The organism is Pseudomonas sp. R1-43-08, from assembly GCF_003852255.1.
In the GTDB taxonomy this organism is placed as follows: Bacteria; Pseudomonadota; Gammaproteobacteria; order Pseudomonadales; family Pseudomonadaceae; genus Aquipseudomonas.
Window position 1 is genome coordinate 572,697 of record NZ_CP027734.1, and the last position, 26,512, is coordinate 599,208.

20 protein-coding genes and 1 riboswitch are annotated in these 26,512 nt (G+C 62.0%); of the genes, 12 read left to right on the forward strand and 8 right to left on the reverse strand.

What is annotated here, in order from left to right; genetic code table 11:
- Positions 1 to 63: 63 nt before the first annotated feature.
- On the reverse strand, positions 64 to 2,142 hold the full coding sequence (locus C4J87_RS02400; RefSeq protein WP_124365587.1) for a TonB-dependent receptor: 2,079 nt from the start codon (positions 2,140 to 2,142) through the stop codon (positions 64 to 66).
- Between the two features lie 205 nt (positions 2,143 to 2,347).
- Here C4J87_RS02400 and C4J87_RS02405 point away from each other — a divergent pair, with 205 nt between their 5' ends.
- The 6 genes from C4J87_RS02405 (at position 2,348) to C4J87_RS02430 (ending at position 8,986) form a co-directional block, all read left to right on the forward strand.
- Entirely contained in the window at positions 2,348 to 2,683 is a 336-nt protein-coding gene (locus tag C4J87_RS02405) for a YceK/YidQ family lipoprotein (protein ID WP_124365588.1), read from the forward strand.
- A 132-nt stretch (positions 2,684 to 2,815) separates the two neighbouring features.
- Positions 2,816 to 4,573, forward strand: a complete 1,758-nt coding sequence (locus C4J87_RS02410) for a carbamoyltransferase (protein ID WP_124365589.1) — start codon at positions 2,816 to 2,818, stop codon at positions 4,571 to 4,573.
- Positions 4,574 to 5,470, forward strand: a complete 897-nt coding sequence (locus C4J87_RS02415) for a GNAT family N-acetyltransferase (protein WP_124365590.1) — start codon at positions 4,574 to 4,576, stop codon at positions 5,468 to 5,470. It abuts the gene before it with no gap.
- The gene (locus C4J87_RS02420; RefSeq protein WP_124365591.1) at positions 5,467 to 6,873 is read left to right on the forward strand and encodes a PIG-L deacetylase family protein; all 1,407 of its coding nucleotides are present in this window, start codon (positions 5,467 to 5,469) and stop codon (positions 6,871 to 6,873) included. Before C4J87_RS02415 ends, C4J87_RS02420 begins: the two co-directional genes overlap by 4 nt.
- Before the next feature lie 86 nt (positions 6,874 to 6,959).
- On the forward strand, positions 6,960 to 8,108 hold the full coding sequence (locus C4J87_RS02425) for a glycosyltransferase family 4 protein (protein WP_124365592.1): 1,149 nt from the start codon (positions 6,960 to 6,962) through the stop codon (positions 8,106 to 8,108).
- Positions 8,105 to 8,986, forward strand: a complete 882-nt coding sequence (locus C4J87_RS02430; RefSeq protein ID WP_124365593.1) for a glycosyltransferase — start codon at positions 8,105 to 8,107, stop codon at positions 8,984 to 8,986. Before C4J87_RS02425 ends, C4J87_RS02430 begins: the two co-directional genes overlap by 4 nt.
- Positions 8,987 to 9,095: 109 nt before the next feature.
- On the opposite strand, the gene C4J87_RS02435 is transcribed toward C4J87_RS02430, so the two are convergent.
- Positions 9,096 to 10,961, reverse strand: coding sequence for a bifunctional O-antigen ligase/aminoglycoside phosphotransferase family protein (locus C4J87_RS02435; RefSeq protein WP_124365594.1), 1,866 nt, complete (start codon positions 10,959 to 10,961; stop codon positions 9,096 to 9,098).
- 158 nt (positions 10,962 to 11,119) lie between these two features.
- On the opposite strand from C4J87_RS02435, the gene msbA reads away from it, so the two are divergent.
- On the forward strand, positions 11,120 to 12,925 hold the full coding sequence (gene msbA / locus C4J87_RS02440; protein ID WP_124365595.1) for a lipid A export permease/ATP-binding protein MsbA: 1,806 nt from the start codon (positions 11,120 to 11,122) through the stop codon (positions 12,923 to 12,925).
- 210 nt (positions 12,926 to 13,135) lie between these two features.
- Complete coding sequence (hldE, locus tag C4J87_RS02445) at positions 13,136 to 14,560, forward strand: bifunctional D-glycero-beta-D-manno-heptose-7-phosphate kinase/D-glycero-beta-D-manno-heptose 1-phosphate adenylyltransferase HldE (RefSeq protein ID WP_124365596.1); 1,425 nt, start codon at positions 13,136 to 13,138, stop codon at positions 14,558 to 14,560.
- A 24-nt stretch (positions 14,561 to 14,584) separates the two neighbouring features.
- On the opposite strand, the gene C4J87_RS02450 is transcribed toward hldE, so the two are convergent.
- The 4 genes from C4J87_RS02450 to C4J87_RS02465 are packed head-to-tail and all read right to left on the reverse strand — an operon-like array spanning position 14,585 to position 17,967.
- Positions 14,585 to 15,550: a metal ABC transporter ATPase gene (locus tag C4J87_RS02450; RefSeq protein ID WP_124365597.1), complete on the reverse strand. Its 966-nt coding sequence runs from the start codon at positions 15,548 to 15,550 to the stop codon at positions 14,585 to 14,587.
- A 41-nt stretch (positions 15,551 to 15,591) separates the two neighbouring features.
- Positions 15,592 to 16,404, reverse strand: a complete 813-nt coding sequence (locus tag C4J87_RS02455) for an aldo/keto reductase (RefSeq protein ID WP_124365598.1) — start codon at positions 16,402 to 16,404, stop codon at positions 15,592 to 15,594.
- Positions 16,401 to 17,576 carry an FAD-binding oxidoreductase gene (locus tag C4J87_RS02460; protein WP_124365599.1) on the reverse strand — a complete coding sequence of 392 codons (1,176 nt, stop codon included), beginning with the start codon at positions 17,574 to 17,576 and terminating at the stop codon, positions 16,401 to 16,403. Before C4J87_RS02460 ends, C4J87_RS02455 begins: the two co-directional genes overlap by 4 nt.
- Before the next feature lie 55 nt (positions 17,577 to 17,631).
- On the reverse strand, positions 17,632 to 17,967 hold the full coding sequence (locus C4J87_RS02465) for a multidrug efflux SMR transporter (RefSeq protein WP_124360990.1): 336 nt from the start codon (positions 17,965 to 17,967) through the stop codon (positions 17,632 to 17,634).
- 103 nt (positions 17,968 to 18,070) lie between these two features.
- On the opposite strand from C4J87_RS02465, the gene C4J87_RS02470 reads away from it, so the two are divergent.
- The gene (locus C4J87_RS02470) at positions 18,071 to 18,961 is read left to right on the forward strand and encodes a LysR family transcriptional regulator (protein ID WP_124365600.1); all 891 of its coding nucleotides are present in this window, start codon (positions 18,071 to 18,073) and stop codon (positions 18,959 to 18,961) included.
- 23 nt (positions 18,962 to 18,984) lie between these two features.
- On the forward strand, positions 18,985 to 20,262 hold the full coding sequence (waaA, locus tag C4J87_RS02475; RefSeq protein WP_124365601.1) for a lipid IV(A) 3-deoxy-D-manno-octulosonic acid transferase: 1,278 nt from the start codon (positions 18,985 to 18,987) through the stop codon (positions 20,260 to 20,262).
- Positions 20,263 to 20,386: 124 nt separating this feature from the next.
- Here waaA and C4J87_RS02480 read toward each other — a convergent pair whose 3' ends face one another.
- Positions 20,387 to 21,826, reverse strand: a complete 1,440-nt coding sequence (locus C4J87_RS02480; RefSeq protein ID WP_124365602.1) for a TolC family outer membrane protein — start codon at positions 21,824 to 21,826, stop codon at positions 20,387 to 20,389.
- A gap of 195 nt (positions 21,827 to 22,021) precedes the next feature.
- A riboswitch (TPP riboswitch) is annotated at positions 22,022 to 22,127 on the forward strand.
- Positions 22,128 to 22,275: 148 nt separating this feature from the next.
- Here C4J87_RS02480 and thiC point away from each other — a divergent pair.
- Entirely contained in the window at positions 22,276 to 24,180 is a 1,905-nt protein-coding gene (gene thiC / locus C4J87_RS02485; RefSeq protein ID WP_124365603.1) for a phosphomethylpyrimidine synthase ThiC, read from the forward strand.
- A 144-nt stretch (positions 24,181 to 24,324) separates the two neighbouring features.
- Entirely contained in the window at positions 24,325 to 25,614 is a 1,290-nt protein-coding gene (gene cytX, locus C4J87_RS02490) for a putative hydroxymethylpyrimidine transporter CytX (RefSeq protein ID WP_124365604.1), read from the forward strand.
- Here the strand turns inward: cytX and C4J87_RS02495 are convergent.
- The gene (locus C4J87_RS02495) at positions 25,583 to 26,329 is read right to left on the reverse strand and encodes an RsiV family protein (RefSeq protein ID WP_124360996.1); all 747 of its coding nucleotides are present in this window, start codon (positions 26,327 to 26,329) and stop codon (positions 25,583 to 25,585) included. The two genes, cytX and C4J87_RS02495, sit on opposite strands and share 32 nt — an antisense overlap.
- Positions 26,330 to 26,512: the final 183 nt, after the last annotated feature.

The following is a 26,512-nucleotide window of genomic DNA, read 5'->3' on the forward strand; positions in this document are numbered from 1 at the left end:
AGAGGTGAGCACAGTCAGTGTGGGAGGGGGCTTGCCCCCGATAGGCCCGCCCAGGCGCTGCGTTCAGAACTGATACTCCGCCCCCGCCCCCGCATACCATGACCGCCCCGGCGCCGCTTCGTAGTAGCGACCATTGCCGTCCCCCACGATCACTGAGCCCACGTACTGACGATCCAGCAAATTATCCAGGCGCAAGGTCTGGTGAAAGGTCCAGTGCTCTGCCTTTTGCTCGAACCGCGCGCGCCAGTTGAATACGCTGTAGCCCGGTGCGGCGTGTTGGCGGTTGGTGTCTTCGACGTAGACTTTGCTGCGGTACATGCCTTCGAGGGCGGTACTGACCCAGTCGCGCGGTTTCCAGTTCAGTTCGGTGAACAGCGTGGTTTGCGGCACGCCGGGCAGGTAGTTGCCTTTGTCGATGGTATTCGCGCCGCTGGCAAAGGCGCTGTCGTAGGTCGCTTGCAGGCGTGTATAGGCGAGGCTGGTGCTCCAGTGCTCGCTGAGCTGGCTTTCCACGCCCAGTTCGAAGCCGCGCCGCAAGGTTCGGCCAGCGTTCTGGTAGCTGGTGCGGCCACCGATGGATTGCTGCACGACCAGTTCGTCTTCAGTGGTGATCTGGAACACGGCGGCGTTGACTCGGGTGTTGGCCAGTTGAGCCTTCAGGCCTATTTCGTATTGCGTGCTGTCAGACGGCTTCAAGCCAAAGTTGAAGCCTTCGACATTGCCTGGCGCATAGGCCAGCTCGGCCTGGGTGGGGGTTTCGAAGCCTTTGCCTGCGCTGATGTAACCGTGCAGGTCGGGCGTGAACGCGTACATCACGCTCATCGACGGGGTGTTCTTCTGGTAGGTCTTGTTGCCGCTGGCGTCGCCATTGCTCAGGAATTGATCGTCGACGTCCATCTGCATGGTGCTATGGCGGATGCCGGCTTGCAGGGTCCAGCGGTCGAGGGCCCAGTTGGCCTGGATGTAGGGATCGAGACTGCGAGCGGTGTCGATTTCGTCACGGCGTAGCTGGCCTTTCACGCCCAGGGTGTTGCCGCTGTAGTTCTGATAGCCGTGGCGGCTGTCTTCGCTCTGGTCGACGTCCAGGCCGGTGATGATCATCAACTCGCCCGGCGCGCGCTCGATGGGCTGCATCCAGCGCACGCTGCCACCGTAGAACTTGCGGTCGAATTGCACGACGCCACCGCCACGCTCGTTCGCGGGCGTGCCCTTGGGGATCGACAGGTACTGAATCACGCTACGCCGCCCGGTGTAGGCGTTGACTTGCAAGGTCGCCTCGCCAAAGTACCGTTCGTAATTCATGCCCAATTGCTGATGATCGATACTTTTACGTGTGTTGTAGGTCAGCGCATTGGCGCTCACCGAGCGTGGATCAGCCTTGTACGCCGCCCAGGTCTGCCCCAGCGGATCTTGCGTGCCATTCTGTTCCAGGCTGCTGTAGATCAACGCCAGCTTGCTGTCGTCATCCGGCTGGAAATTGAGCTTGGCGAACGTCTGGTCGCGGCGCGCGCTGCTGTGGTCGCGATAGCCGTTGGTGTCCATGCGCGAGGCGTCGAGCACGAAGCCGGCGCCGTTGGCCGCACCTTCGGCGGTGAGGTGGTTTTTGTTCAGCCCGTCGCTGCCGACCAGGGTTTCGGCACCGATGCGCGGCGGGCCCTCGCCGTCGCGAGAGAACATCTGGATCACCCCGCCGGCGTTGCTGCCATACAGCGTCGCGGCGGGGCCGCGCAGGACTTCGATGCGTTCGGCGGTGTCGAGGTTGAAGGTCGCTGCCTGGCCCTGGCCGTCCGGGGTGCTGGCGGGAATCCCGTCGGCCAGCAGCTTGATGCCGCGCACGCCGAAGGCTGAGCGGGCGCCGAAGCCACGGGAGGAGATTTGCAGGTCCTGCGCGTAGTTCTGGCGGTTCTGCACCACCAGACCGGGCACACGGGACAAGGCTTCGGAGGCGTTGATGCCGAGTTGGCCGTCGCTGATCTGTTCGCGGCTGATGCCGTCGACCGAGTAGGGCAGGTCAAAGGTGGGGCTGGCGCTGCGCGAACCGGTGACCACGCTGGGGTCGAGGATCAGCGGCGCATCGTCAGCCTGGGCGGTATTGACCAGGCCCAGGAGCAGGGCCAGGCAAGCGGGGGTAGATGAGTTCATGAACAGGTCAGGTCCGTGGCGCCACCCGACACAGTGCGCGGGTGCAAATATCGCGAGTTTAACGATTCAGCCTGGGAATTGCCGAGTTCCTTGCCGTTGGGCCGAATGAGAGGTTTCCTACGCTAGGCAGCGGCTATGGAAACCTGAGTCGGCGGCTCTAGGGTGCTAGATTTTCGGTCCTCTCAATAAGAAAGAAGAAGCAAATATGTGGACGCTTATCGTGCGGTTATCGGTGCTGCTGGGAATATCTTTGCTGCTGGGCGGCTGCGGTACCGCGACCACTGTGCTGCGAGGTGATGACGTCACTGTTCGGGAGCTCAGGGGCAAGAAAACCTATTGCCAGTCTGTTTCACGCATCTACAGCGGCGTGGCGTATGACCTGTGTGTCCTGCACGGGCCGCCCAGTTCCGCAGGCGGACTCTCGCTGAACGGTATTCCGTGGGCCATTCTCGATGTGCCCGTCTCCGGAGTGCTGGATACGCTCGTCCTGCCCTATACCCTCTACCGGCAAAACGCCGACGGTAACCTTGAGCTTCGCTAGCCCTTGGCGCTAACAGCTTCCTAGTGCTTTTAAGCTATAATCCCGCCCTTTAGCTGTTTCCCGCCCGTGCGGGAGGCACACTTTTTTCAGGCGCGACCCGCCTGCATGCAGACTAAAAGAGGCTAGACCCCAGTGGCATTGACGATTCTTGGCCTGTCCGGCGCCCTTAGCCATGATCCTTCCGCGGCCCTGTATATCGACGGCAAGCTGATCGCGGCCGCCGAAGAAGAGCGCTTCGTACGCGACAAACATGCAAAGAACCGCATGCCCTACGAGTCGGCGAAGTTCTGCCTGGAGCAAGCGGGCATCAAGCCTTCCGACGTTGACGTGGTGGCTATTCCGTTCGCTCCGATCAGCTTGTTCGGCGAAGCGCGCTGGCACTATGCCAAGCGTTACTGGTACGCCCCGGACCGCGCGCTCGACGCGATCCTGATGGGCAACCGCCGCTACAAGCGCTATCGCAACAAGATCGTCTGGTGCCTGGAGCAACTGGGCTTTGATCCGAAGAAAATCAAGATCGAACCGGTTGAACACCACCTGGCCCACGCCTCCAGTGCCTACCACTGCTCCGGCTTCCAGGAAAAAACCGCGATCCTGGGCATCGACGGCAAAGGTGAATACGCCACCACGTTCTTTGGTTACGGCGAAAACGGCAAGATCCACAAGATCAAGGAATTCTACGATCCGGACTCCCTGGGCGGCCTCTATGGCGCGATCACCGAGTTCCTCGGTTTCGAGATGCTCGACGGTGAGTTCAAGGTCATGGGCATGGCGCCTTATGGCGATGCCAGCAAATACGATTTCTCGCGCCTGGCCTCCTTTGAAAATGGCGAGTTGGTGATCAACACCGATTACGCCAACGTCATCGGCCTGCGTCGCTATAAAGAGAAGGGCAAGGGGTTCTACTTCTCGCCAAAACTGATCGAGTGGCTGGGGCCCAAGCGCGAAGGCGATATTGCCGACGAGCCGTACATCCACTACGCGGCCAGCATGCAGGCACTGTTCGAGAAACTGGCCTTGCAGATGATCGACCATTACCTGGGCGACATCCTCAAGGACACCGGCAAGCTGGCCTTTGCCGGCGGCTGTGCGCTGAACGTAAAGCTGAACCAGAAAATCATTGCCCGCGATGACGTCAAAGAGCTGTTCGTACAGCCGGCGTCCGGCGATGCCGGCACTGCCGTGGGTGCGGCCGCCTATGTCTCCCACGCCCGTGGTGTGCCGGTGGAGAAGATGGAGCACGTCTATCTCGGCCCGTCCTATAGCAACGAAGACGTCATCGCGGCGTGCGCCAAGCACGCGAGCAAGCCGAACTGGCGCAAGATCGAAAACATGCCCAAGCGTATCGCCAAAATCATGGTCGATGGCAACCCGGTGGCCTGGTTCCAAGGCCGCATGGAGTTCGGCCCGCGTGCCCTGGGCGGTCGCTCGATCATCGGTTGCCCCAGCGCCACCGGCGTGGCCGACCGTATCAACCACCAGATCAAGTTCCGCGAGCGCTGGAGGCCTTTCTGCCCGTCGATGCTCGACACCGTGGCCCCGCAGATGATCAAGGTCGATCACCCGGCGCCGTTCATGACCTTCACCTTTGAAGTCTCGGAAGAATGGAAAACCCGCGTGCCGGAGGTGGTGCATGAAGACGGCACCTCCCGTGCCCAGGTGCTCAAGCGCGAATACAACCCGCGCTACTACGACATGATGAAGGAGCTGGAAGTCCTGACCGGCAATGGCGTGTCCCTGAACACTTCGCTCAACCGTCGTGGCGAAGCGATGATCTGCTCGCCAACCGACGCGCTGAACATGTTCTTCGGCTCCGACCTGCAGTACCTGATCATGGAAGACATCCTGGTGGTCAAGGATGGCGTGGACCCCTATGACGCCGTGGTTTAAATGCTGAACCGCTTGCGGGGCTGGCGTGAACGTGGCTGGACGCCTGTCGAGGCCGAGGTTTACGCCCAGGCCTGGCAGCGTTACGGCGGCAGTGTGGCGACCCATCCGCAGGTGATCGAACGCTTGGCCGGCCTGGCGCAGCTTCCGGTGCGCTACCTGGGTTGGGAGCAGGATGGCGAACTCAAGGGGGCGATTGCCACCTGGGGGCGCGACCTGGCCCTGTCCAAGGACGTACTCAAGCGCACCGGCAGGAAGGGCCTGTTTGACCTGGGCAATGCCGAGCTCATCCTGCCGATTGCCGCCGATGCGCAGGTACCGTTGCGCCACCGTGGGCGTTACTTGTCAGCGCTGAACGAAGGGCGCATCAGCACCCTCAAGCCCCAGGCCGAGCAATTGGCCATGGCGCGCACCCCTGAAGAACTCTCGAAAAAGTTTCGCTACAACCAGCGGCGTGAGTTGCGTTTGCTGGAAGAAGCGGGTGGCGTGGTGCGGGCGGTCAACGAGTTTTCCAGCGTGGAACTGGCGGCGATCTATTGCGACCTGTTCCAGCGCCGCTGGGGGTTCCCGGCGGCCGGCGCGGCGCGCTTGGCCGAGGTGCTGGAGCTGCTCAAGGAGTTTCTGTTCGGTTCGGTGCTGTTTCTCAACGACGCCGCAATCGCTGTGCAGTTGGTGTATCAGGTGCAGTCCCGCGAATGGTTCAGCGCCGAATACGTCAACGGCGGTGTCGACCCTGAAACTCGCGCGTTCAGCCCCGGCAGCGTGTTGAGTTTCCTTAATACCCAAAGTGCCTGGGAGCAGGCGCGTGCGGCCGACAAGTCGCTGCGTTTTTCCTTCGGGCGCGCCGACCGCGAATACAAGGAGCGCTGGTGCAACCCGGTGCCGGTGTTCAGCGTATGAGCCGCAAACAGCAACTGCTCAAGCGCCATCGGCGCAACAAGCGCATTGCGCTGTTGATAGGCTTGCTGGTGCTGATCGCGACCGGTGTGCTGGTGGCCTGGTGGCTGCCGCCGATCCTCGCGGTGCTGCTGTGGGCAGCCCATGAAGCCTGGTTTGCCGACCACCTGTTCTACTCGCCAAAAGACCCTTATGCGTACGCCTTCCCGGCCGGCAGCGAACAGCCCGGTTTGCGTCTAGAGGCAGGACGGCTATTGCTGGAAGCGCCGTTGGCGGCCGATGAAACCCTGATCGTTGGGGTTGAGTTGAAAAGCTCATGGCTAGGGCGCTTCCTCGACCCGGCGTTGGACGTGCTGGGCCTGGACACACCGGACCGGCAAGTCTTCGAACGGGGTGTCGCCGGGCGGCGTTATCTCAACCTGACCGGCGCCACTGAAGCACTTGCGGCGGGCAATATCGTCTTGCGCGGACGTTTTTGCCGGGTCGAGGGCCAGCCGACGCTATGGCGTTTTCGCCAACCCGACTATCGCCAGCAACGCGTAATGGTGATCGCCCCCCACGCCGACGATGCCGAGCTGGCCGCGTTCAGCCTTTACAGCCAGGCGACACAAAGCTGGATCGTGACCCTGACCGCCGGCGAAATCGAAGCCGAGCATTACCAGCACATGGGGTTGCCCAAAGCTGAGGCGGCGCGGCTCAAGGGTCGCCTGCGCGCCTGGGACAGCGTTGCCGTGCCGCGTTGGGCCGGTGTGCCCGAGGCGCAGTGCGTGCAACTGGGTTATTTCTGCATGCAATTGCAGGCCATGCAGGCCGCGCCGGATCAGCCTCAGGCCTCGCGCGAAGCCGACTTGGCCGATACGCGACTGTTCCGTCAATTCAATAGCTTTGCTTTGCCCGGGGATGTGGACGGCGCGCCGACCTGGCACAACCTGATCGCCGACCTGCGCGCACTGCTGCTCAAGGCGCAGCCCCAGGTGATCGTGTTGCCCACGCCGTTGCTCGACCCGCACGCCGATCATATCTGTGCCCATGCGGCGGTGCTTGAAGCGTTGCATGGCCTGGCGTGGCAGCCCGACACATTGCTCGGCTACGCCAATCACCTGCATGATAACGACCGCTGGCCGATGGGCGATTCCGGGGCCGGGGTGGCGCTGCCGCCGCATTTCGATGCCGCCGTAGCGCTGGTCCCGTGCAGTTTCACCCTGACCTTGCGCCAGCAGCAGGACAAGGCCATGGCGCTGGGCATGATGCATGATCTGCAGCCGCGAGCGCCGTTCAAGCGTCGCGTGCGCAAGTGGTTGCAGCAGGTGCTGGCGGGCCGTAGTCCATCGCCTTATGGCGAGAACGAATTCTTTCGCAAGGCCGTGCGTCGTCACGAGCTGTTGTGGGTCCTTAAGCAGGACTGAGACCCTATCGAAGGCAGGCCGGCATGGGCCTGTCGCTGTTTTTTACCGGGCCGTGCGCCCGTAGCCAGATCGCTGCATGGAGAGTTATGAAGCCGCGTTTCAAGGTTTTGCAGTTACAGCCGGACTACAACGTCAAGACCCATGATTTCGCCGACCTGGGTGAGCAGATCGTCAAATCCCTGCCGGTTGAGCGTTTCGAGGTGACCTCCGGTTTTCTCAGTGGGCGTCCGCAGCCAGGCCAGCCCTTGAGCGTGGCCGAGCACTCCCACTATTTCGAGTTGCCGGAGAAGTCCCTCAAGGGCATCCGCTTTGGCGCCATGTGGCAGATCTACAAGTATTGCCGCGAGCAGAAATTCGACGTGGTCATCTGTAACCGCTTCAAATCGGTGAACATGATGCTGTCGCTCAACCGTTGGCTGAAGATCCCGTTGTGCATCGGCATCTCCCACGGTTTCGGCGAGTATGCCCGTGGCTATCGCCGGCGCCAGACCCGGCGTTGGGTGAGCCCGGCCTGGCGGTTCGTCGGTGTGTCGGAGGCGGTGAAGGACTACCTGGTGGACCTCAACTGCGGGTTCACCCGCGAGAACACCACCTATGTGACCAACGCGATCGATATTCCCCAGGCAGAAGCTTTGCAACTGTCCCGCGAGGACGCCCGCCAAGCCCTGGGCCTGCCGATGGACGCGCGCATGATCGGCGCCCTCGGCCGCCTGGTGCCGATCAAGGGCCACACCCATTTGCTGCAAGCCTTTGCCACCCTCAAGGACAAATACCCTGAGGCGCAGGTGGGCATCATTGGTTCCGGGCGTGCCGAAGCCGATCTGCGCGCCGACATCGAGCGCCTGGGCTTGACGGGCCGTGCGCATTTGCTGGGCTTTCGCGAAGACGGCATGAAGTACGTGCGCGGCTTCGACATCTGGACCATGCCATCGCTGTTCGAAGGCCTGGGCCTTGCGCTGCTGGAAGGCATGAGCGGCCACTTGCCGGTGATCGCGTCCAACGGCCCTGCGATGCTGCCCCTGGTGCAGGGCGCGGGCGGCTTGTCCCATGACCCTGGCAATGTCGAGCAATTGGCCGAGGCGCTGGATACCTATCTGGCGCTGAGCGATGAGCAGCTGCGCGCCAAGGGTGAAGAGGTGTTCCGCTATCTGGAAGCCAACCACACCCTCGACGAGTTCAAGCACAAGTACCTGGCCCTGATTGAAACCGGTTTGCGTGAAGTAGGTAGAGCATGAATCAGCAGCAACCCCTGGTCTCGGTGATCATTGCTTCCTATAACCATGCCCGGTACATCGAGCAGAGCATCCTCAGCGTGTTGGGGCAGACCTACCCCCATATCGAGTTGTTGGTAGTCGACGATGGTTCCAAGGATGACAGCGTCGAGCGCATCCGGCGCTTACAGGCCGAACACGGTTTTGATTTTCAGGTGCAACAGAATCAGGGCCTCAGCGCCACCCTCAACGGCGCGATCGCTCGCGCCAAGGGCAGCCTGATCGCACCGTTCGGTTCGGATGACATCATGCTGCCGGACCGTATCGCCACTCAGGTGGCGTATATGGAGGGCAAGCCGAAGGTGGGCATGTGCGCCGGCAACATCGAGCTGATCGATGGCGATGGCAACCTGCACCCGGAGAAGAAGCAACGTCGCGATGTGCCGTTTCGCAGTCTCGATTTTGACGACATGTTCATGGACCGCAAGCCGTTCCCACCGGCGCCCACCATGCTGATTCGTCGGGACGTGCTCGAGGAGGTCGGCGGTTTCGACCCGCAGATTCCCCTCGAGGACCTGCTGATCCAATTGAAGATCACGGCGGCGGGCTACACCATCGACGCCCTTGACGTGGTGATGGCGCAGTATCGACAGCACGGCAGCAACACCTACAAGAACCACCGCTACATGATCCAGAACATCCTCAAGACCTACGCCAAGTTCAGCGACCACCCGGCCTATGACGCGGTGCGCTACAACTTCCTGAACTCGATGTTCTTAAAGACCGCCCAGCGCGACCGGCCGTTGGCGCGCGAGATTCTCAAGCAGATTCCCCTGAAGTTCTGGGGCCGCAAAACCTTGCGCGGGTTGGTGCGGCTCTACCTGGCACCGCTCAAAAGCTGAAACGGCGCGACCCATGTAGGAGCGAGCTTGCTCGCGAAAAACTCAAGGACACTGCGGGCACCCTGAATGCCCGCGTTATCGTTGACGATCTTCGCGAGAAAGCTCGCTCCTACAGGTGCTTATCACCTGGATGGGCCAGGCTGCGTACCTGCTCGCGAATTTTCGCAGTGGCCGCTGGGCTCGCAACCGTTGCGTAGCCCTTCACCAGTTGCTCGAAGTGCGTTTCGAACAGCCAGTTGCGGTCCTGCGGATAGCGTTGCATGTGGCGCAAATTACGCTGGCGCAATGCGTAGCGCAGGGACGACGGGTAGATGCGCAGGTCGGCGACGTCAATCAGGCCGAACTCGCCGTCGTCCATCAGCAACACGTTGCCCAGGTGCAGCGAGCGGAAGTACACGCCGCGCTCATGCAATTGCGCCATGAACCGACCAAAACGCTCGACCAGCGATTCGCGCAGGCTGCTGTCCAGGCTTTGCAGGGCCTGGCGCAGGGTCAGGCCGGGCAGGGGCGTGTAGGCCACGGCGCTGCTGGCATCAGGCAGGGAGTAGAGCCCGAGAATGTGCGGTGCGGGGATGCCCAGGGTGCGCAATTGCTCGCTGTTGCTGGCAAAGCGCTCGGAATACGGGTTGAAGCTACCGGAGGTGTACCAGCGGCGTGGGCGGAACAGCTTGAGGAAGCTGCCATCTTCCAGGCGCAGGACTTTTGGCCCGAGGCCATCGGCTTCGATTACATGGGCATTGCTGCACAGCTGGTCGAATGCCTGGGGCTTGATCGATTGCACAGGCATGCGCAGCAGGCTGCGGTGGCGCTGGGCGACGCTCAGGCCGGCAATGATTGCCAGCGGGATCCACAGCAGGAACCAATGCTCCTTGGGTCGCGACAGGATGCCACCGCCTTCGGTCAGGCCGGCACCGATGCCGTAGGCCAGCAGCGACGATGCCAGGATAAACAGCGGTTGCGCGCGTTGCTGCAGGCTCTTGTACAGGGCCCAGCCGAGCATGAATATCCAGGGGATGAAGCCGATGATGCCGACGTAATAGAGCACGCCAAGGGCAAAGCTGTGGGGTTCGCGCAGTTGGTAGCCGTCTGCCAATGTCAGGTACAGCTCGGAATTATAGCTATGGCCGATCCAGGGACGCTCGGCGATAAGCTGCAGCGACATGCTCCACAGCTCCAGGCGGAACGAGCTGCCGCGCGAAATAATCCATTCGGGATAGAACACTACCAGCACAGCCGCTCCCACCACCGTACCGGCGATAAGCAGCACCGAACGACGATTGCGGCTGATTAAAGCCATCCACCCAATCGCCAGCATCAACGCCACCAACGGGGTACGTGAGCCGGTTGCCAGCACCGCCATAGTCATGATCGCCAGGGCCGGCACGCTGAACCACAACACTTTCAGGCGCTGGGTCGTCATGCACACGTACAGCCAATACACCGTGAAAAAGCCGAACAGGTGAGAGCTGAGCAGCGGATTGTCGAGGGCGCCAAGGCCGCCGATCATGCGCATGCCAGGTTGGTAGCCCTTGGCGAACGCCATCAGGTTGGCCAGGCACACCACCAGTGCAATCACTGCGGCACCGAAGAAAATCGGCTTGAGCAACTCGTTGCGGTAATGCAGCAGCAGCGCGCAGCCGCCAAACAGCATGAAGGTGTTCAACGGGCGTTTGAAAAAATCGGTGTCGGTGCTGTGCTCGGGGCTCCAGAGCAGGCTGGTCAAGGCCCAGGCGCAGAACGCCAGGAACGCCAGGGCGATAGGTTCGCGCAGCAGGTCCTTGAGTTCCCGGGGACGCATGCACAACAGCAACAAGGTGGGCACGCTGAACAGGATGTAGAAAATCCGGTGCAGTACGTTACGGTTGCCGACGAAGAACAGCGCACTCAAGAGCAACAACAAGCCAACAGGCAAAATCCACAGGACCAGGAAGTCGAAAACGCGATTTGAGCCATAGATAAGGCGCTTTGAGTGCATACGATAAAGCCATTCCAGAAAGAGAAAGCCGACCATCTTAAGGTAGTGGCTATGTAATGTCGCCCGTCTGATCCAACCGGGCTGCGGGTTACGCCGGGTGCAAGTACAACAGAGAAGCTGTGCTAAAGTCAGCCTCCTTTTTCAAAACGCCGCGTGATATGACCGACTCCAGTCCGAGCGCAAGCCCTTCGAGCTTGAAAATATACTTCCGCCTGCTCAGTTACGTTAAGCCTTATATGGGCTTGTTCGCGTTGAGTATCCTTGGATTTCTGATTTTCGCGTCGACCCAACCGATGCTGGGTTACATCCTCAAATACTTCGTCGACGGCCTGTCCAACCCCGAAGCCGTGCTGTTTCCGACCGTGCCGTTCTTGCGCGACCTGCAGTTGCTGCAAGCGGTGCCGCTGCTGATCATTCTGATCGCGGCCTGGCAGGGCCTGGGCTCATTCCTGGGCAACTACCTGTTGGCCAAGGTCTCCCTGGGGCTGGTCCACGATTTGCGCGTGCAGTTGTTCAACAACCTGCTGACGCTGCCAAACCGTTACTTCGACAACCATAACTCCGGCCACCTGATTTCCCGTATCACCTTCAACGTGACCATGGTCACGGGGGCGGCAACCGATGCCATCAAGGTGGTGATCCGCGAAGGCATGACGGTGATCTTCCTGTTCGCCTCGCTGCTGTTCATGAACTGGCGCCTGACGCTGGTGATGATCGCCATCCTGCCGTTGATTGCGGTTATGGTCAGCACTGCCAGCAAGAAATTCCGCAAGCAGAGCAAGAAGATCCAGGTGGCCATGGGTGACGTCACCCACGTCGCCTCGGAAACCATCCAGGGCTACCGCGTGGTGCGCAGCTTCGGCGGCGAGGTCTACGAGGAAAAAAGATTCTTCAAGGCCAGCCAGAGCAACACCAACAAGCAATTGCGCATGACCCGTACCGGGGCGATCTACACGCCGGCGCTGCAACTGGTGATCTACTCCGCGATGGCGGTGCTGATGTTCCTGGTGTTGTACCTGCGAGGCGATGCGTCGGCCGGTGACATGGTGGCCTACATCACCTTGGCCGGTTTGTTGCCTAAACCGATCCGCCAACTGTCGGAAGTCAGCTCGACTATCCAGAAAGGCGTGGCCGGTGCCGAAAGCATTTTCGAACAGCTGGACGAAGAAGTAGAGGTCGACCACGGCACCCTCGAGCGTGAAAAAGTCAGCGGCCGCCTGGAAGTGCGCAACCTGAACTTCACCTACCCGGGCACCGAGCGCCATGTGCTCAAGGACATCAGCTTTACCGCCGAGCCTGGGCAGATGATCGCCCTGGTGGGGCGCTCGGGCAGTGGCAAGTCGACCCTGGCCAGCCTGATCCCGCGGTTCTATCACCACGAAAGCGGTGAAATCCTGCTCGACGGCATCGAGATCGAAGACTACAAGCTGCTCAACCTGCGCAAGCACATCGCCCAGGTGACCCAGCACGTGACCCTGTTCAGCGACACCGTGACCAACAATATCGCCTACGGTGACCTGGCCGGCGCGCCACGCGAGGACGTCGAGGCGGCGGCGGCAGATGCCAACGCCAGGGACTTCATCGACCAGTTGCCCAAGGGCTTCGATACCCAGGTCGGCGAGAACGGCGTGCTGTTGTCCGGCGGCCAACGCCAGCGCCTGGCGATCGCCCGTGCCCTGCTCAAGAATGCGCCTGTGTTGATTCTCGACGAGGCCACCTCGGCCCTCGACACCGAGTCCGAGCGGCATATCCAGGCCGCGCTGGACAAGGTCATGCAGGGCCGCACGACGCTGGTGATCGCACACCGCTTGTCCACCATCGAAAAGGCTGACCTGATCCTGGTGATGGACGATGGGCGGATCGTCGAGCGCGGCACCCACGGCGAACTGTTGGCGCAGAACGGCTATTACGCCCGCCTGCATGCCATGGGCCTGGATGCGCCGGTACCCGCCGATATCACCTGATCCAACAGGCGCCACACCTCAAATGTGGGAGGGGGCTTGCCCCCGATAGCGCAGTGTCAGCTTGCACAAATGCCAGCTGACCCACCGCCATCGGGAGCAAGCCCCCTCCCACATTTGCCCTGCGCTTGATTCGGCATCGCGCCAGTCGCAAGCCAGCGCAAACCCTGTGCTAATATCGCGCCCCTGTTCATTTTGTATGTGGGTTGCTCCATGAAGTTGTCCATGCCGCGATTCAATCAAGCCCCTGTCTTGGTGGTCGGCGATGTCATGCTCGACCGTTACTGGCATGGTGGTACCTCACGGATTTCCCCTGAGGCGCCGGTACCGGTCGTCAAGGTCGAGCAAATCGAAGACCGTCCAGGTGGCGCTGCCAACGTTGCTCTCAATATTGCCGCGCTCGGTGCCCCGGCCTCCCTGGTGGGTGTGACCGGTGACGACGAAGCGGCCGACAGCCTGGCCAACAGCCTGCGCGGGGCGGGCGTGCGCGCGTTGTTCCAGCGCATCGCGCATCAGCCGACCATCGTCAAGCTGCGGGTCATGAGCCGTCACCAGCAATTGCTGCGCATCGATTTCGAAGAACCCTTCGCCACCGACGCCCTGGCCCTCAGTAGCCAGGTCGAGGAGTTGCTCGAAGGCGTCAAGGTGCTGGTGTTGTCCGACTACGGCAAAGGCGCCTTGAAGAACCACCAGATGCTGATCCAGGCCGCCAGGGCCCGCAACATTCCGGTGCTGGCCGATCCCAAGGGCAAGGACTTCTCGATTTATCGGGGCGCCAGCCTGATCACGCCAAACCTCAGCGAGTTCGAAGCCGTCGTCGGTGGTTGCGCCGATGAGCACGAGCTGGTGAGCAAGGGCGCGGCGCTGATGGCCGATCTTGAGCTCGGCGCCCTGCTGGTGACCCGTGGCGAGCACGGCATGACCCTGCTGCGTCCAGGCCATCCGGCGATGCACCTGCCGGCGCGTGCGCGGGAAGTGTTCGACGTCACCGGCGCCGGTGACACGGTGATTTCCACCCTGGCCGCGTCCATCGCCGCCGGTGAGGAGCTGCCCCACGCCGTGGCCCTGGCCAACCTGGCGGCGGGCATCGTGGTTGGCAAGCTGGGCACCGCTGCCATCAGCGCACCCGAGTTGCGTCGCGCCATCCAGCGCTCCGAAGGCTCGGAGCGCGGCGTGCTGGGGCTCGAGCAATTGCTGTTGGCGATTGACGACGCTCGCGCCCACAACGAAAGCATTGTCTTCACCAACGGTTGCTTCGACATCCTGCACGCCGGCCATGTGACTTATCTTGAGCAAGCGAGCGCCCAGGGCGATCGCCTGATCGTCGCGGTCAACGATGACGCGTCCGTCAGTCGCTTGAAAGGCCCTGGCCGCCCGATCAATAGCGTCGACCGGCGCATGGCGGTACTGGCGGGTTTGGGTGCGGTGGACTGGGTGATCAGTTTTTCTGAAGGTACCCCGGAAAACCTGTTGGCCCAGGTCAAGCCAGACGTGCTGGTCAAGGGCGGTGACTATTCCGTCGACCAGGTGGTCGGTGCGGACATCGTCAGCGCCTACGGCGGCACGGTCAAAGTGCTGGGGCTGGTGGAAAACAGCTCGACCACCGCGATCGTCGAGAAAATCCGCAATAACGAATAAAGCCTGTGGCCGCTGGGCTCGCGCCTAGCGGCTGGTTTTCTTCGGCACGATCTTGCGCAGCATCTGCTGCGCCTTGCCGGTCAAGCGCTTGAGCTTCGACTCTTTTTCCGGTTCTGCCAGGCCTTGCTGGCGCAGCCAGTCCTTCCAGCGAATCCGCTCATCACGCACCAGCCAGCCCTCCTGCTGGGCGAAGCTTTCGGCCAGGTACAAACCACGCGTGCTCGCCGGGTACAACTGATCTTTCTTGACCGTGTACAGCTCGGCCAGCGGCTCGCCGTCTTTGAGCGGCATCAAGTACAGATCCGGACGCTGTCGATCCAGGCGCGCCACCAGTTGGTCACCTTCCAGGCGCTCATCCACATGAAACAGGCTCAGCGACTTGGCCTCCTTCGGCACTTCCAGGCGCAGATCGTAAATCAGCTGCAGTGACGCCGTCGGCAGGTGCACATAGGCCCGTGGGCGCTCGATCAACTGGGTGGTCGCACAGCGCACCGGGCGCGCGGCGCCGGACAGCGGGCTCAGGCGAAACGGCAGGGCTTCACGGTAATGCAGCGCGGCGGAGTAGGGCGCCGGCAGCCACGTGTCGTTGAAGCGCCCGCCGAGCCAGCCTTCCGGGGTTTCCAGCAGGCACTCTTCGGCAATTTCCTGGATGGCGGTATGCAGCGGCAGGTTCAGTTCATGGGCCGGGACGTAGCCGGAGATCAGCTTGAGCACCACATCGCCGCGATCCTGGCGCCGCTGGCGCACCAGTACCCAGTAATCCTTGTTTTGCCAGTGCAGCGTCAGGCGCACCGAGACGCCGAGGTTCGCCAGCTCCAGAGTGAAGCGTTCTGCGTCCGGCACCTCGACCGGCTTGCGCCGTTGCAGGGTCTGGGCGAAGTTGAGCGGCATGCCGACGCTTTGGTAGCTCAGGCCTTCGGGTGTGGCTTCTACGTGCAGCGGCAGTGTCTTGAAGTTGCTGGGGTTCTTTCTTATGAGCGTACGCGGCATGTCGGCTCCTTTTTGCGACGGGGTCGGCCGCGTGGGCGGCATCAGAGTTGACGAATGACTCGGGCAGCGGTTGCCACGTTATGGGCCAGGTGCAGCGGATTAATGGTCCCGACAATAGCACTGGCGACGCCCGTTTGCGCAAACAACAACATGAAACTGGCCTGAATTGGATCCATTCCAGGCTCCAGGCACACGTGGCCGCTGGCCAGGGCTTTTTTCACCAGGATGCCCTTGCCATGGGCCGCCGCGTATTCAATGACGGCTTTTTCAGCTTGTTCGTTCAAATTGTAAGTGACCATTGCGCAATCACCCTGTTCCAGCGCCTTCACGCCGCCTTCAACGGTCTTGCCGGAGAAGCCGAAACCGCGAATTTTGCCCTCTTTTTTCAGCGCCGCCAGGGTCTGGTACACCTCGCAATCATTGAGGATATGCAAGTCGTTGCCGTCGGAGTGCACCAACACCAGGTCGATAAAATCCGTTTCAAGTCTTTTCAGGCTGCGCTCGATTGACATCCGCGTATGGGCAGCGCTGAAATCGTGGCGGGATACACCCGCTTCGAATTCCTCACCGACCTTGCTGACGATCACCCAATCCTTGCGCTGGCCGCGCAGCAGAGGCCCGAGGCGCTCTTCGCTGCGGCCGTAGGCGGGCGCGGTGTCGATCAGGTTGATGCCCAGCTGGCGCGCCTGGCGCAGCAACATCCGCGCCTCGTCGTCATCCGGAATCTTGAAGCCGCTGGGGTATTTCACCCCTTGGTCGCGGCCCAGCTTGACGGTGCCCAGGCCCAGTGGCGACACCAGCAAGCCGGTACTGCCCAGGGGGCGATGCAGGTCGTGCAGGGTTGGCAGGCTCATGGCAACAGTTGCTCCCAGGCGGGTTGGCCGATAGCCGGCTTTGGCAGCTCGGGCAGGGGGGCGCTGGCGCTTGGGCGGATGCCATCGCGTTCCAGGCGGGCGATGACTCGGTCGGCGAAGTCCGGTGCCAGGGCCAGCTTGGTCGGCCAGCCCACCAACAGGCGACCCTGTTCGGCCACGAAGGCATTGTCGGGACGGGTCAGGCCCGATTGCAGTGGTTCGGCGCGGTTGACGCGCAGAGTGGCCCACTGGGTCTGGCTCATGTCGATCCACGGCAACAACTGGGCAAGCTCTTTCTGGGCGGTCGCGATCTGCTCTTGCGGCGTGCGTGCCACGCCGTCGGCCTCGGCGATATCGCCACCGATGTACCACACCCAGCGACCGTCGGCGGCCGGGTGGGTGGTCACGGTCAGGCGCGGCTTGGTGCCGCCGCCCAGGCAGTGGGCATACAACGGCTTGAGGCCTGGGCCTTTGGCGATGATCATGTGCAGCGGGCGGGTCTGCATCGCCGGCTGGCTCAAGCCCAGGGCCGCCAGCAGATCCGCCGTGCCGGCGCCGGCGCTCAGTACGATGCGCTGGGCGCGGATGTCGCGGCCATCGACCTTCAAGCCGACCAGCGTGTCGTCGTCGAGCAGCGGTTCGATCTGCCGGCCTGCGAGCAAACCGTCACCGGCCAGATGCGCCAGGCGTTCAATCAGGCTTGGCACGTCCACTACCAATTCCGCCAGGCGATAGACCTTGCCCTTGAAGCGGCGATCTTGCAGCGCCGGGGGCAGTTCGTCGCCCTTGACCTGATCCACGCGACCGCGCACCGCCTTGCTGGCGAAAAAACTGGTGAGATTACCGGCGAGGGTGCCGGGGGACCACAGGTAGTGGGCTTCAGAAAGCAGGCGCACGCCGGACAGGTCCAGCTCGCCAGTGCCGGCCAGGGCTTCACGCCAGCGGCGCGGCATGTCGGCAATCGCTTCGGAGGCGCCGGTGAGGGCGCCGTGCAGGGCGTATTTCGCGCCGCCGTGGATGATTCCCTGAGACTTCACGCTTTGCCCGCCGCCCAGGGTCGCGCTCTCCACCAGCACCGTGGAAAACCCCTGGCGGCGCAGGCGCGCATTGAGCCAGAGGCCGGCAACCCCGGCGCCGACAATCAGAACGTCGGTGGAAATAACGGATGGCATCGGCGACCTCAATGTTCAAGACAAGAGGCGCAGTATACAGGCTGTTGAGTGGCGGTCAGTGACCGGCGGTTTTCGAGAACAGCTGAATCACCACCACGCCCAGCACAATCAGCCCCATCCCCAGCATGGCCGGGATATCCAGCTTCTGCCCGTAGATGAACAACGCCGCAATGCTGACCATCACGATGCCCAACCCTGCCCATACCGCGTACGCCACGCCCACCGGCACCGTGCGCACCACCAGCGTAAGCATCCAGAACGCCACGCCATAACCGACGATCACCAGCAGCAGCGGGATGGGGGTGCTCCAGCCCTTGATGGCTTTCATGGAAACGGTCGCGATCACTTCCGAGCAGATGGCGATGGCCAAGTAACAGTAGGCGGCGTTCATGGTGCGTTCCTCAAGGTGAAGCTCGTTTGATAAGGTCGGCATTCTAGAGGTTCAACAGATGGGGTAAAGTCATTACCTATCCGAATTCAAGATAGGTTCAGCCATGAGTGTGCAGTGGGATCTGGAACAGATGCGCCTGTTTGTCAGCGTAGCCGAGCAGCGTTCGTTCTCTGCCGTGGCGCGCGGGCAACGCAAGGCGCAATCGGCCATCAGCAACGCTATTGCGATGTTGGAGGCGGACCTCGGCGTCAGCCTGTTCGAGCGTAGCAGCGGCCGACAGCCGCGCCTGACCGAAGCCGGCAGTGTGCTGCTGGAGGAGGCGCGCGAAGTGCTGCGCCAGTGCGAGCGCCTGACGGGGCGGGCATTGTCGTTGACCCGTGGCGAGGAAGCGTGCCTGCGCCTGGCCCAGGACGAGGCGATGTTGTTCCAGCCGGTGCTCGACAGCTTGGAAGCGCTGGCCGTGCGCTATCCGTTGCTTGAAGTGCAGTTGTCCAGCGCCGCTCAGGGCGATGTGGCGCGCAAGCTGGTGGAACGCCAGGCCGACCTGGGCCTGTTGTTCTACCACGACCAGATCCCCGAAGCCCTCGAGCGGCGGGTGGTGGGCAGTGTGGAAATGGTCACGGTGTGCGGAGTGAATCACCCTTTGGCCAAGGAAAAGTACGTGGATTGCCAACGACTGGCGCAGTTTCGCCAGTTGCTGATGTCGACCCAGACCAGCGTCTACCCCGGCAGCGAAGCCGCCAGCCCGCTGGTGTGGCGGGCCGACAGCTTCTACGTATTGGCCGAATGGCTGATGAGCGGCCTCGGTTGGGCCTGGTTGCCACGGCATATCGTGCAATACCCGACCTACCAGCAACAGATGGTTGAACTGGACAGCGAATGGACCCCGCCGGCGCTGGTGGTTGAACTGGTGTGGCGCCGCGATGAGCACCTTGGGCCCGCCGCGCGTTTTTTGGCTGAACGTTTTGCCGAGTGCCTGCAGGCGATCGACTGAAAAAGCCGATAAACTCCGCCGCCATGAATAGAACTCTCTACAGCTGTCTGTTTTACCTGGCGCTGCCGTTGGTGGCTTTACGTCTATGGTTGCGCGCGCGCAAGGCGCCGGCCTATGCCAAGCGCGTGGGCGAGCGGTTTTCCTATGGCTTGCCGGTGATGCAGCCCGGCGGCATCTGGGTGCATGCGGTGTCGGTGGGCGAAAGCATCGCCGCCGCGCCGATGATCCGCGCCCTGCTGGAGCGTTATCCGCAGTTGCCGATGACCGTCACCTGCATGACGCCCACCGGTTCCGAGCGAATCCAGGCGCTGTTCGCCAATGAGCCGCGCATTCAACATTGCTATCTGCCGTACGACTTGCCCTGCGCCGCCAAGCGTTTCCTCGATCGGGTACAGCCCAGGCTCGCGGTGATCATGGAGACCGAGTTGTGGCCTAACCATATTCACGCCTGCGCCCAGCGCGGTATTCCGGTGGCCCTGGCCAATGCGCGGTTGTCGGCGCGCTCGGCCAAGGGCTACGCCCGGTTTGCCAGGCTGACCGCGCCGATGCTGGCGCAAATGAACTTGATTGCGGTGCAGACCGAGACCGAGGCCGAACGCTTTCGCAGCCTCGGCGCGCGTCCTGAAACCGTTGAAGTCACCGGCTCGATCAAGTTCGACCTGACCGTCGACCCGCAACTGCCGGCCCGCGCCGCTGCCCTGCGCGAACAATGGGGTGCCGGCGAGCGGCCGGTGTGGATCGCCGCCAGCACCCACGAAGGTGAAGACGAAGTCGTGCTTGCGGCCCATCGCCAATTGCTCGCCAGCTACCCCAACGCCTTGCTGATCCTGGTACCGCGTCACCAGGAACGCTTTGACCCGGCCTTTGAGCGTTGCGTGCAGCAGGGCTTTGCCACGGTACGTCGTTCCAGTGGCGAGCCGGTCACCGTAAACACCTCAGTGTTGCTCGGCGACACCATGGGCGAGTTGCTGTTTCTCTACGCCTTGGCCGACAGCGCCTTTGTCGGCGGCAGCCTGGTCCCGACCGGTGGGCACAACCCGCTGGAGCCTGCCGCGCTGGGCAAGCCGGTGATCATGGGGCCGCACCTGTTCAACTTCCTGGAAATCACCGCGATGATGCGCGACGCCGGGGCGTTGCGTGAAGTGGATGATGCAGAAGGCTTGGCCGAGGCTGTGCGGCAGCTGTTCGAGTTGCCGCAGGATGCGCGCAGGATGGCGCAGGCGGGATTGAAGGTGATGCAGGCCAACCAGGGCGCGCTTAAGCGCTTGCTGGATGGGCTGGACAGACTGATAAGTCACTGACCCAACACCGATCCAAAATGTGGGAGGGGGCTTGCCCCCGATAGCGATCTGTCAGTTTAAATGGTTTTAACTGACACTTCGTCATCGGGGGCAAGCCCCCTCCCACATTGGTTTTGCAGTGTTCTCAAGAACCCGGGCGGGCCTTCAGTTGCTCGGCGGCGGCTTTGGCCAGGTCCGGTGGCAGGAAGTCCTTGTCCGGGTTGTAGTCGGCCTTGAGGTAGCGCGTCAGGTCCTGCAGGTCTCCTGGATTCAACGTGCCCGCAGCCTGCTTCAAGCGCAGGTTGTCGAGGATGTAGTCGTAGCGGCTGTTGTTGTAGTTGCGCACCGACGCGTAGAGCTGGCGCTGGGCGTCGAGCACGTCGACGATATTGCGCGTGCCCACCTGATAGCCGATTTCCGTGGCTTCCACCGCGCTCTGGTTGGAGATGATCGACTGGCGGCGCGCCTGTACCTGCTCCACGTCGGTATTCACCGCGCGGTGCAGGTTGCGGGTGTTTTCCACGACCTGGCGGCGCAGGCCTTCGCGTTGCTGCTCGGTCTGGCCCAGGCGCGAGTAGGACTCACGGACCTGGGAGCTGGTCAGGCCGCCGCTGTAGATCGGAATGTTCAGGCGCAGGCCGATGGTGCGCTGTTCGACGTCACCACGATAAGGCGTGCGGAATGCATTCGGGTTGCTGAAACCCAGGGCATCGTTATCGCCTTTTTCGTACTGCGCCACCGCGTCCAAGGTGGGCGCGTGGCCGGCCTTGCGCTGCTTGAGGGTTTCCTCGGCGGCGGTGACGGCGTAGTTGCTGGCCAGCAGGTTCAGGTTCTGGCGGCCGGCGGTTTCGACCCAGGCTTTGGCGTCGTTCGGCAGCGGTGGCAACACCGGCAGCGTATGGACAATGCCCTGGATCGAATTGTATTGGCGATTGGTCAGGGTGATCAGCGCCTCGAAGGCGTCTTCCACCTGGCGCTGGGCGAGGATGCGGTTGGCTCGTGCCGTGTCATAGCTGGCCTGGGATTGCAGCACATCGGTCTTGTCCGACAGGCCCACATCGAAGCGTTCATTGGATTGGTCCAACTGGCGCTTGAAGGCATTTTCTTCGGCCTTGGTCGAGGCCAGGTTGTCTTGGGCGCGCAGCACGGCGAAGTAGCTTTCGGCGCTCTGCAGGATCAGGTTCTGTTCGGTCGCCGAGAGCTGCAGCGCCGCCTGCTCGTTGGTGGCTTCGGCAGCTTGCAACTGGAACCAGCGGTCGGCACGGAACAGCGGCTGGCTCAGGGTTGCACGCCAGGAGTGCGCATCGCGATTGGCGGTGGCGGCCGGCGTGTCGATCTGGGTGCGTACGTTGTTGATATCAGCGCCGCCGGTCAGGTTCGGCAGCAACCCGGCGCGAGCCTGGGGCACTACTTCTTTCTGCGCGCCGTACTGGGCGCGTGCGGCGGCCAGATCAGCGTTGTTGTCCACCGCTTCCTGATAGACGCTGACCAGGTCGGTCCTGGCAGACAAGGGCGCTTCAGCTGCCCAGACCATTGTGTGGGTCGCACAAGACACGGCAACTGCCAGTGAAAGTTTGCGCAGCATGAGTCGATCCCTGAGTAAATATTACGATGATAATTTGTTGGCCAAGGCTACGGTGACCCAACTGGAGCGTCAAGCCTTGAGGCAGCTCCCGAGTGTAGTGGCCGGACCGCGGCACAACAATCCTGCAATCACGCCATTTATCATGCCCAATGCGGCGCCATTGGCAATTTGCCCACGCCATGGTCTAGACTGGCCGCGTTCTTGTCGGGGTGCCTTGTTGGAAGGCTGAGATCGGTAAATACCGGATCCCGTTGAACCTGATCAGGTTAGCGCCTGCGTAGGGAACAAGATTTCTCGTCACCCGGCGAGTCCTCTTGTGCTTCGTCCGGGATGTTGTTCGACAATCGAACAGCCCTCGTGCGCCAAGCACAGCACTGGTTCCAGTGCCTCCGTCCGTCACAGGTTCGCTCCGACAAACATCCACCGCCTGGAGAGTTGGAGAGCCCGTGATGAGCACAGAAATAAAAAGTACAAAACTGAAAAACACCGTGCACTTGAGTGAATCGGCCAAGGTCGACTCCGGCTCCGTGCAGCCGTTTACCCGCTCGCAGAAAATCTACGTACAAGGCACTCGCCCGGACATTCGTGTGCCGATGCGCGAGGTCAGCCTGGATGTGACGCCCACCGATTTCGGCGGCGAAATCAACGCGCCCGTGGTGGTCTACGACACCTCCGGTCCGTACACCGACCCCAACGTGATCATCGACGTGCGCAAAGGCTTGGGCGATGTACGCTCGCCCTGGATCGAATCTCGCGGCGACACCGAGCGCCTGTCGGGCCTGAGTTCGCACTTCGGTCAACAGCGCCTGAGCGATGCCAAGTTGACCGCCCTGCGTTTCGCCCATGTAAAGAACCCGCGCCGCGCCAAGGCCGGGGCTAACGTCACGCAGATGCACTACGCGCGCAAGGGCATCATCACCGCCGAGATGGAATACGTTGCCATCCGCGAAAACATGAAGCTTGAAGAAGCCCGCGCCAGTGGCTTGCTTGACCAGCAGCACGCCGGCCACAGCTTCGGCGCCAGCGTGCCGAAAATCATCACCCCTGAATTTGTGCGTGAAGAAATCGCCCGTGGCCGCGCGATAATCCCGGCCAACATCAACCACACCGAATTGGAACCGATGATCATCGGCCGTAACTTCCTGGTGAAGATCAACGGCAACATCGGCAACAGCGCGCTGGGCTCGTCCATTGAAGAAGAAGTGGCGAAACTGACCTGGGGTATTCGCTGGGGTTCGGACACGGTGATGGACCTGTCCACCGGCAAGCACATCCACGAAACCCGCGAGTGGATCATCCGCAACTCGCCGGTGCCGATCGGTACTGTGCCGATCTACCAGGCCCTGGAAAAAGTCGGTGGCGCCGCCGAAGACCTGACCTGGGAGCTGTTTCGTGACACCTTGATCGAACAGGCCGAGCAGGGCGTCGACTACTTCACCATCCACGCCGGCGTGTTGTTGCGCTACGTACCGCTGACCGCCAAGCGCGTCACCGGCATTGTGTCCCGTGGCGGCTCGATCATGGCCAAGTGGTGCCTGGCCCACCATAAAGAGAACTTCACCTACACGCATTTCGACGAGATCTGCGAAATCATGAAGGCCTATGACGTCAGCTTCTCCCTAGGCGACGGCCTGCGCCCTGGCTCGATCGCCGACGCCAACGACGCCGCGCAATTCGGTGAACTGGAAACCCTTGGCGAGCTGACCAAGATCGCCTGGAAGCACGACGTGCAAACCATGATCGAAGGCCCGGGCCACGTGCCGATGCAGTTGATCAAGGAAAACATGGACAAGCAGCTGGAGTGCTGCGACGAAGCGCCGTTCTACACCCTCGGGCCGCTGACCACCGATATTGCGCCAGGCTATGACCACATCACCTCCGGTATCGGCGCGGCGATGATCGGCTGGTTCGGCTGCGCCATGCTCTGCTATGTCACGCCCAAGGAACACCTGGGCTTACCGAACAAGGATGACGTGAAGACCGGCATCATTACCTACAAGATCGCGGCGCATGCTGCCGACCTTGCCAAGGGCCATCCGGGTGCGCAGATACGCGACAACGCGCTGAGCAAGGCACGCTTCGAGTTTCGCTGGGAAGACCAGTTCAACCTCGGCCTGGACCCGGACACCGCGCGTTCCTATCACGACGAAACCCTGCCGAAGGATTCGGCCAAGGTCGCGCATTTCTGCTCGATGTGCGGGCCGAAATTCTGCTCGATGAAGATTACCCAGGAAGTGCGTGAGTACGCCGCTAACCAGCGCATTGAAGCGGTGGATGTGGACGTGGCCAAGGGCCTGGCCGAGCAGGCGGAGCGGTTCAAGCAGGAAGGCAGTCAGCTGTACAAGAAGGTCTGATCCGGGATTTAAGGTGCCTGTATGGGCCTCATCGGGGGCAAGCCCCCTCCCACATTTGATCGGTTTCACACAGTCAAAGGTGGGAGGGGGCTTGCCCCCGATAGCTATCTCCCAAACAAAAAATGCCCCTCAGAGATGCCCCCCTTGGACATTCAACCGAGTACCTACTCCCCCGACATCGCGGTGCCCACCGACAAGCGCGTCTTCGGCGCCCGCGACCTGTTCTCCCTGTGGTTCTCCCTCGGCATCGGCCTGATGGTCCTGCAAACCGGCGCGCTGTTGGCGCCGGGCCTGGGTTTGTCCGGCTCATTGTTGGCCATCTTCCTTGGCACCCTGGTGGGCGTGCTGTTGCTGGCATCCGTCGGTGTGATCGGCAGCGACACCGGCTTGTCCGCCATGGCCGCACTCAAGCTCAGCCTCGGTGCCAAGGGCGCCAGCCTGCCGGCGCTGTTGAACCTGTTGCAATTGATTGGCTGGGGCTCGTTCGAAATCATCGTGATGCGCGATGCCGCCAGTCTGCTGGGCACAAGAGCGTTCAGCGAAGGCAGCCTGCTGACGAGCCCCTTGCTGTGGACGCTGTTCTTCGGCGGCCTTGCCACCTTGCTGGCGGTGAGCGGCCCTCTGACCTTCGTGCGGCAGATCCTGCGCAAATGGGGTATCTGGCTGCTGCTTGCGGCCTGCCTGTGGCTGACCTGGAACCTGTTCGCCAAGGCCGACCTCGCTGCCCTGTGGGCCCAGGCCGGTGATGGCTCGATGCCGTTTGCGGTGGGCTTCGACATTGCCATCGCCATGCCGCTGTCCTGGCTGCCGTTGATTGCCGACTACTCACGCTTCGGCAAGCGCGCCAAAAGCGTGTTCGGCGGCACTGCGCTGGGGTTCTTTGTGGGTAATTTCTGGCTGATGAGCCTGGGGGTGGCGTACACCCTGGCATTTGCGCCAAGCGGTGAGGTCAATGCATTGCTGCTGGCCCTGGCCGGCGCCGGCCTGGGTATTCCGCTGTTGCTGATCCTGCTGGACGAGTCGGAAAACGCGTTTGCCGATATTCACTCGGCAGCGGTGTCGAGCGGGATTCTGCTGCGCTTGAAGGTCGAGCACTTGGCGTTGGCCATTGGTGTGATCTGCACCCTGATCGCCTGCTTTGCGCCCTTGGCGCAATACCAGAACTTCCTGTTGCTGATCGGTTCAGTATTTGCACCACTGTTCGGCGTGGTACTGGTGGATCACTTCATCCTGCGCCATCGGCGCCAGGGCGCGGTGACCCAGCTGCACTGGCCAGCGCTGGTGGCCTGGCTGGGCGGCATCGCTACCTATCATCTGCTGGCCAACCTCTATCCGGATATCGGCGCAACCCTGCCGGCATTGCTGCTGGCGGGGCTGCTGCAGTTCATCCTGGGGCGGGCGGTCAGTGGCGCGCGGGCATCAGCTCAGGCTTGATCACACCGGTAAGGCGCGCATAGGGGATGGTGATTTCGATCAACCCCTGTGCATAAGGCGCGATGGTGCTCACGTTGTACTTGAGCACCACGCCGCCACTGGTCAAGGCCACGTTCGGGGTTTTCTGGAACGGCCAGTTCTTCACGAACTCCGGATCGCGGTCCATCTTGGTGTTGATCAACCAGCTATTGTGGGCAACTTTTGCCGTATTCCAGAAGGCCTGCTCCTGGCCGGGCAACAGCATGTCGGCCAGGCCCAGCTCTTTATGCAGCACACGTGAATAGTTGATGAACCCGCGGCCAGGCTCACCGTGGGCTACGCCGGTGTCGAGGTAGCTGGACACTTCGACGATCACCAGGGCGTCATGCTGCTCGCGTACCTTGGCCTGCAAATACATGCTGTGGCGGTCGGGGGATTCGCGCAGGAACTTGTCCCGGTAGGCATTCAGGGTTGCCGGAACGCTGGCGCCGGGGCTGGTGCGGGTCATCTGCAGCAAGCGCTGCTCCACCAGGCTGTCGAGTTGCGGGTCGGCGGGGAAATGCACGGTATCGATGTTCACCAGCGGGCAGTCAGGGCTGCCGCAGCCGGGTTTGGTTTGCTCCGACTTGTCGGTGGTAACGTCCAGCGGCTTGAGCTGGCTGGGTTGGAACAGGCTCTGGCAGGCACCCAGGGTCAAGGCAATGCAAGCCACGGAGGCGATTTTTAAAAGCGACATGTGTGTCCTTCGTAAATCGATGGAAAGCGAAAAGAGTAGCGCTTGGACTGCCAACAAGGCCGCCAGTTCGCCACTAGACTGATTAGAGTGAGTTTGACGCCCGCCGTCTATCCCGGCAACCGGAAAGGGGCTGCGCCAACCTGCATGGGCGCGTTAGGATGGCGCCCATTGCACGGCTTATGA

What these genes read in the sequence shown, in the direction of transcription:
- C4J87_RS02420 (WP_124365591.1), top strand. Translation starts at nt 5,467, where the DNA reads ATGAGCCGCAAACAGCAACTGCTCAAGCGCCATCGGCGCAACAAGCGC.
- C4J87_RS02465 (WP_124360990.1), bottom strand. Translation starts at nt 17,967, where the DNA reads ATGAACGCCGCCTACTGTTACTTGGCCATCGCCATCTGCTCGGAAGTG.
- C4J87_RS02480 (WP_124365602.1), bottom strand. Translation starts at nt 21,826, where the DNA reads ATGCTGCGCAAACTTTCACTGGCAGTTGCCGTGTCTTGTGCGACCCAC.
- C4J87_RS02430 (WP_124365593.1), top strand. Translation starts at nt 8,105, where the DNA reads ATGAATCAGCAGCAACCCCTGGTCTCGGTGATCATTGCTTCCTATAAC.
- C4J87_RS02415 (WP_124365590.1), top strand. Translation starts at nt 4,574, where the DNA reads ATGCTGAACCGCTTGCGGGGCTGGCGTGAACGTGGCTGGACGCCTGTC.
- waaA (WP_124365601.1), top strand. Translation starts at nt 18,985, where the DNA reads ATGAATAGAACTCTCTACAGCTGTCTGTTTTACCTGGCGCTGCCGTTG.
- thiC (WP_124365603.1), top strand. Translation starts at nt 22,276, where the DNA reads ATGAGCACAGAAATAAAAAGTACAAAACTGAAAAACACCGTGCACTTG.
- C4J87_RS02405 (WP_124365588.1), top strand. Translation starts at nt 2,348, where the DNA reads ATGTGGACGCTTATCGTGCGGTTATCGGTGCTGCTGGGAATATCTTTG.
- msbA (WP_124365595.1), top strand. Translation starts at nt 11,120, where the DNA reads ATGACCGACTCCAGTCCGAGCGCAAGCCCTTCGAGCTTGAAAATATAC.
- C4J87_RS02400 (WP_124365587.1), bottom strand. Translation starts at nt 2,142, where the DNA reads ATGAACTCATCTACCCCCGCTTGCCTGGCCCTGCTCCTGGGCCTGGTC.
- C4J87_RS02495 (WP_124360996.1), bottom strand. Translation starts at nt 26,329, where the DNA reads ATGTCGCTTTTAAAAATCGCCTCCGTGGCTTGCATTGCCTTGACCCTG.
- hldE (WP_124365596.1), top strand. Translation starts at nt 13,136, where the DNA reads ATGAAGTTGTCCATGCCGCGATTCAATCAAGCCCCTGTCTTGGTGGTC.
- C4J87_RS02455 (WP_124365598.1), bottom strand. Translation starts at nt 16,404, where the DNA reads ATGAGCCTGCCAACCCTGCACGACCTGCATCGCCCCCTGGGCAGTACC.
- C4J87_RS02435 (WP_124365594.1), bottom strand. Translation starts at nt 10,961, where the DNA reads ATGCACTCAAAGCGCCTTATCTATGGCTCAAATCGCGTTTTCGACTTC.
- C4J87_RS02460 (WP_124365599.1), bottom strand. Translation starts at nt 17,576, where the DNA reads ATGCCATCCGTTATTTCCACCGACGTTCTGATTGTCGGCGCCGGGGTT.
- C4J87_RS02470 (WP_124365600.1), top strand. Translation starts at nt 18,071, where the DNA reads ATGAGTGTGCAGTGGGATCTGGAACAGATGCGCCTGTTTGTCAGCGTA.
- C4J87_RS02425 (WP_124365592.1), top strand. Translation starts at nt 6,960, where the DNA reads ATGAAGCCGCGTTTCAAGGTTTTGCAGTTACAGCCGGACTACAACGTC.
- C4J87_RS02450 (WP_124365597.1), bottom strand. Translation starts at nt 15,550, where the DNA reads ATGCCGCGTACGCTCATAAGAAAGAACCCCAGCAACTTCAAGACACTG.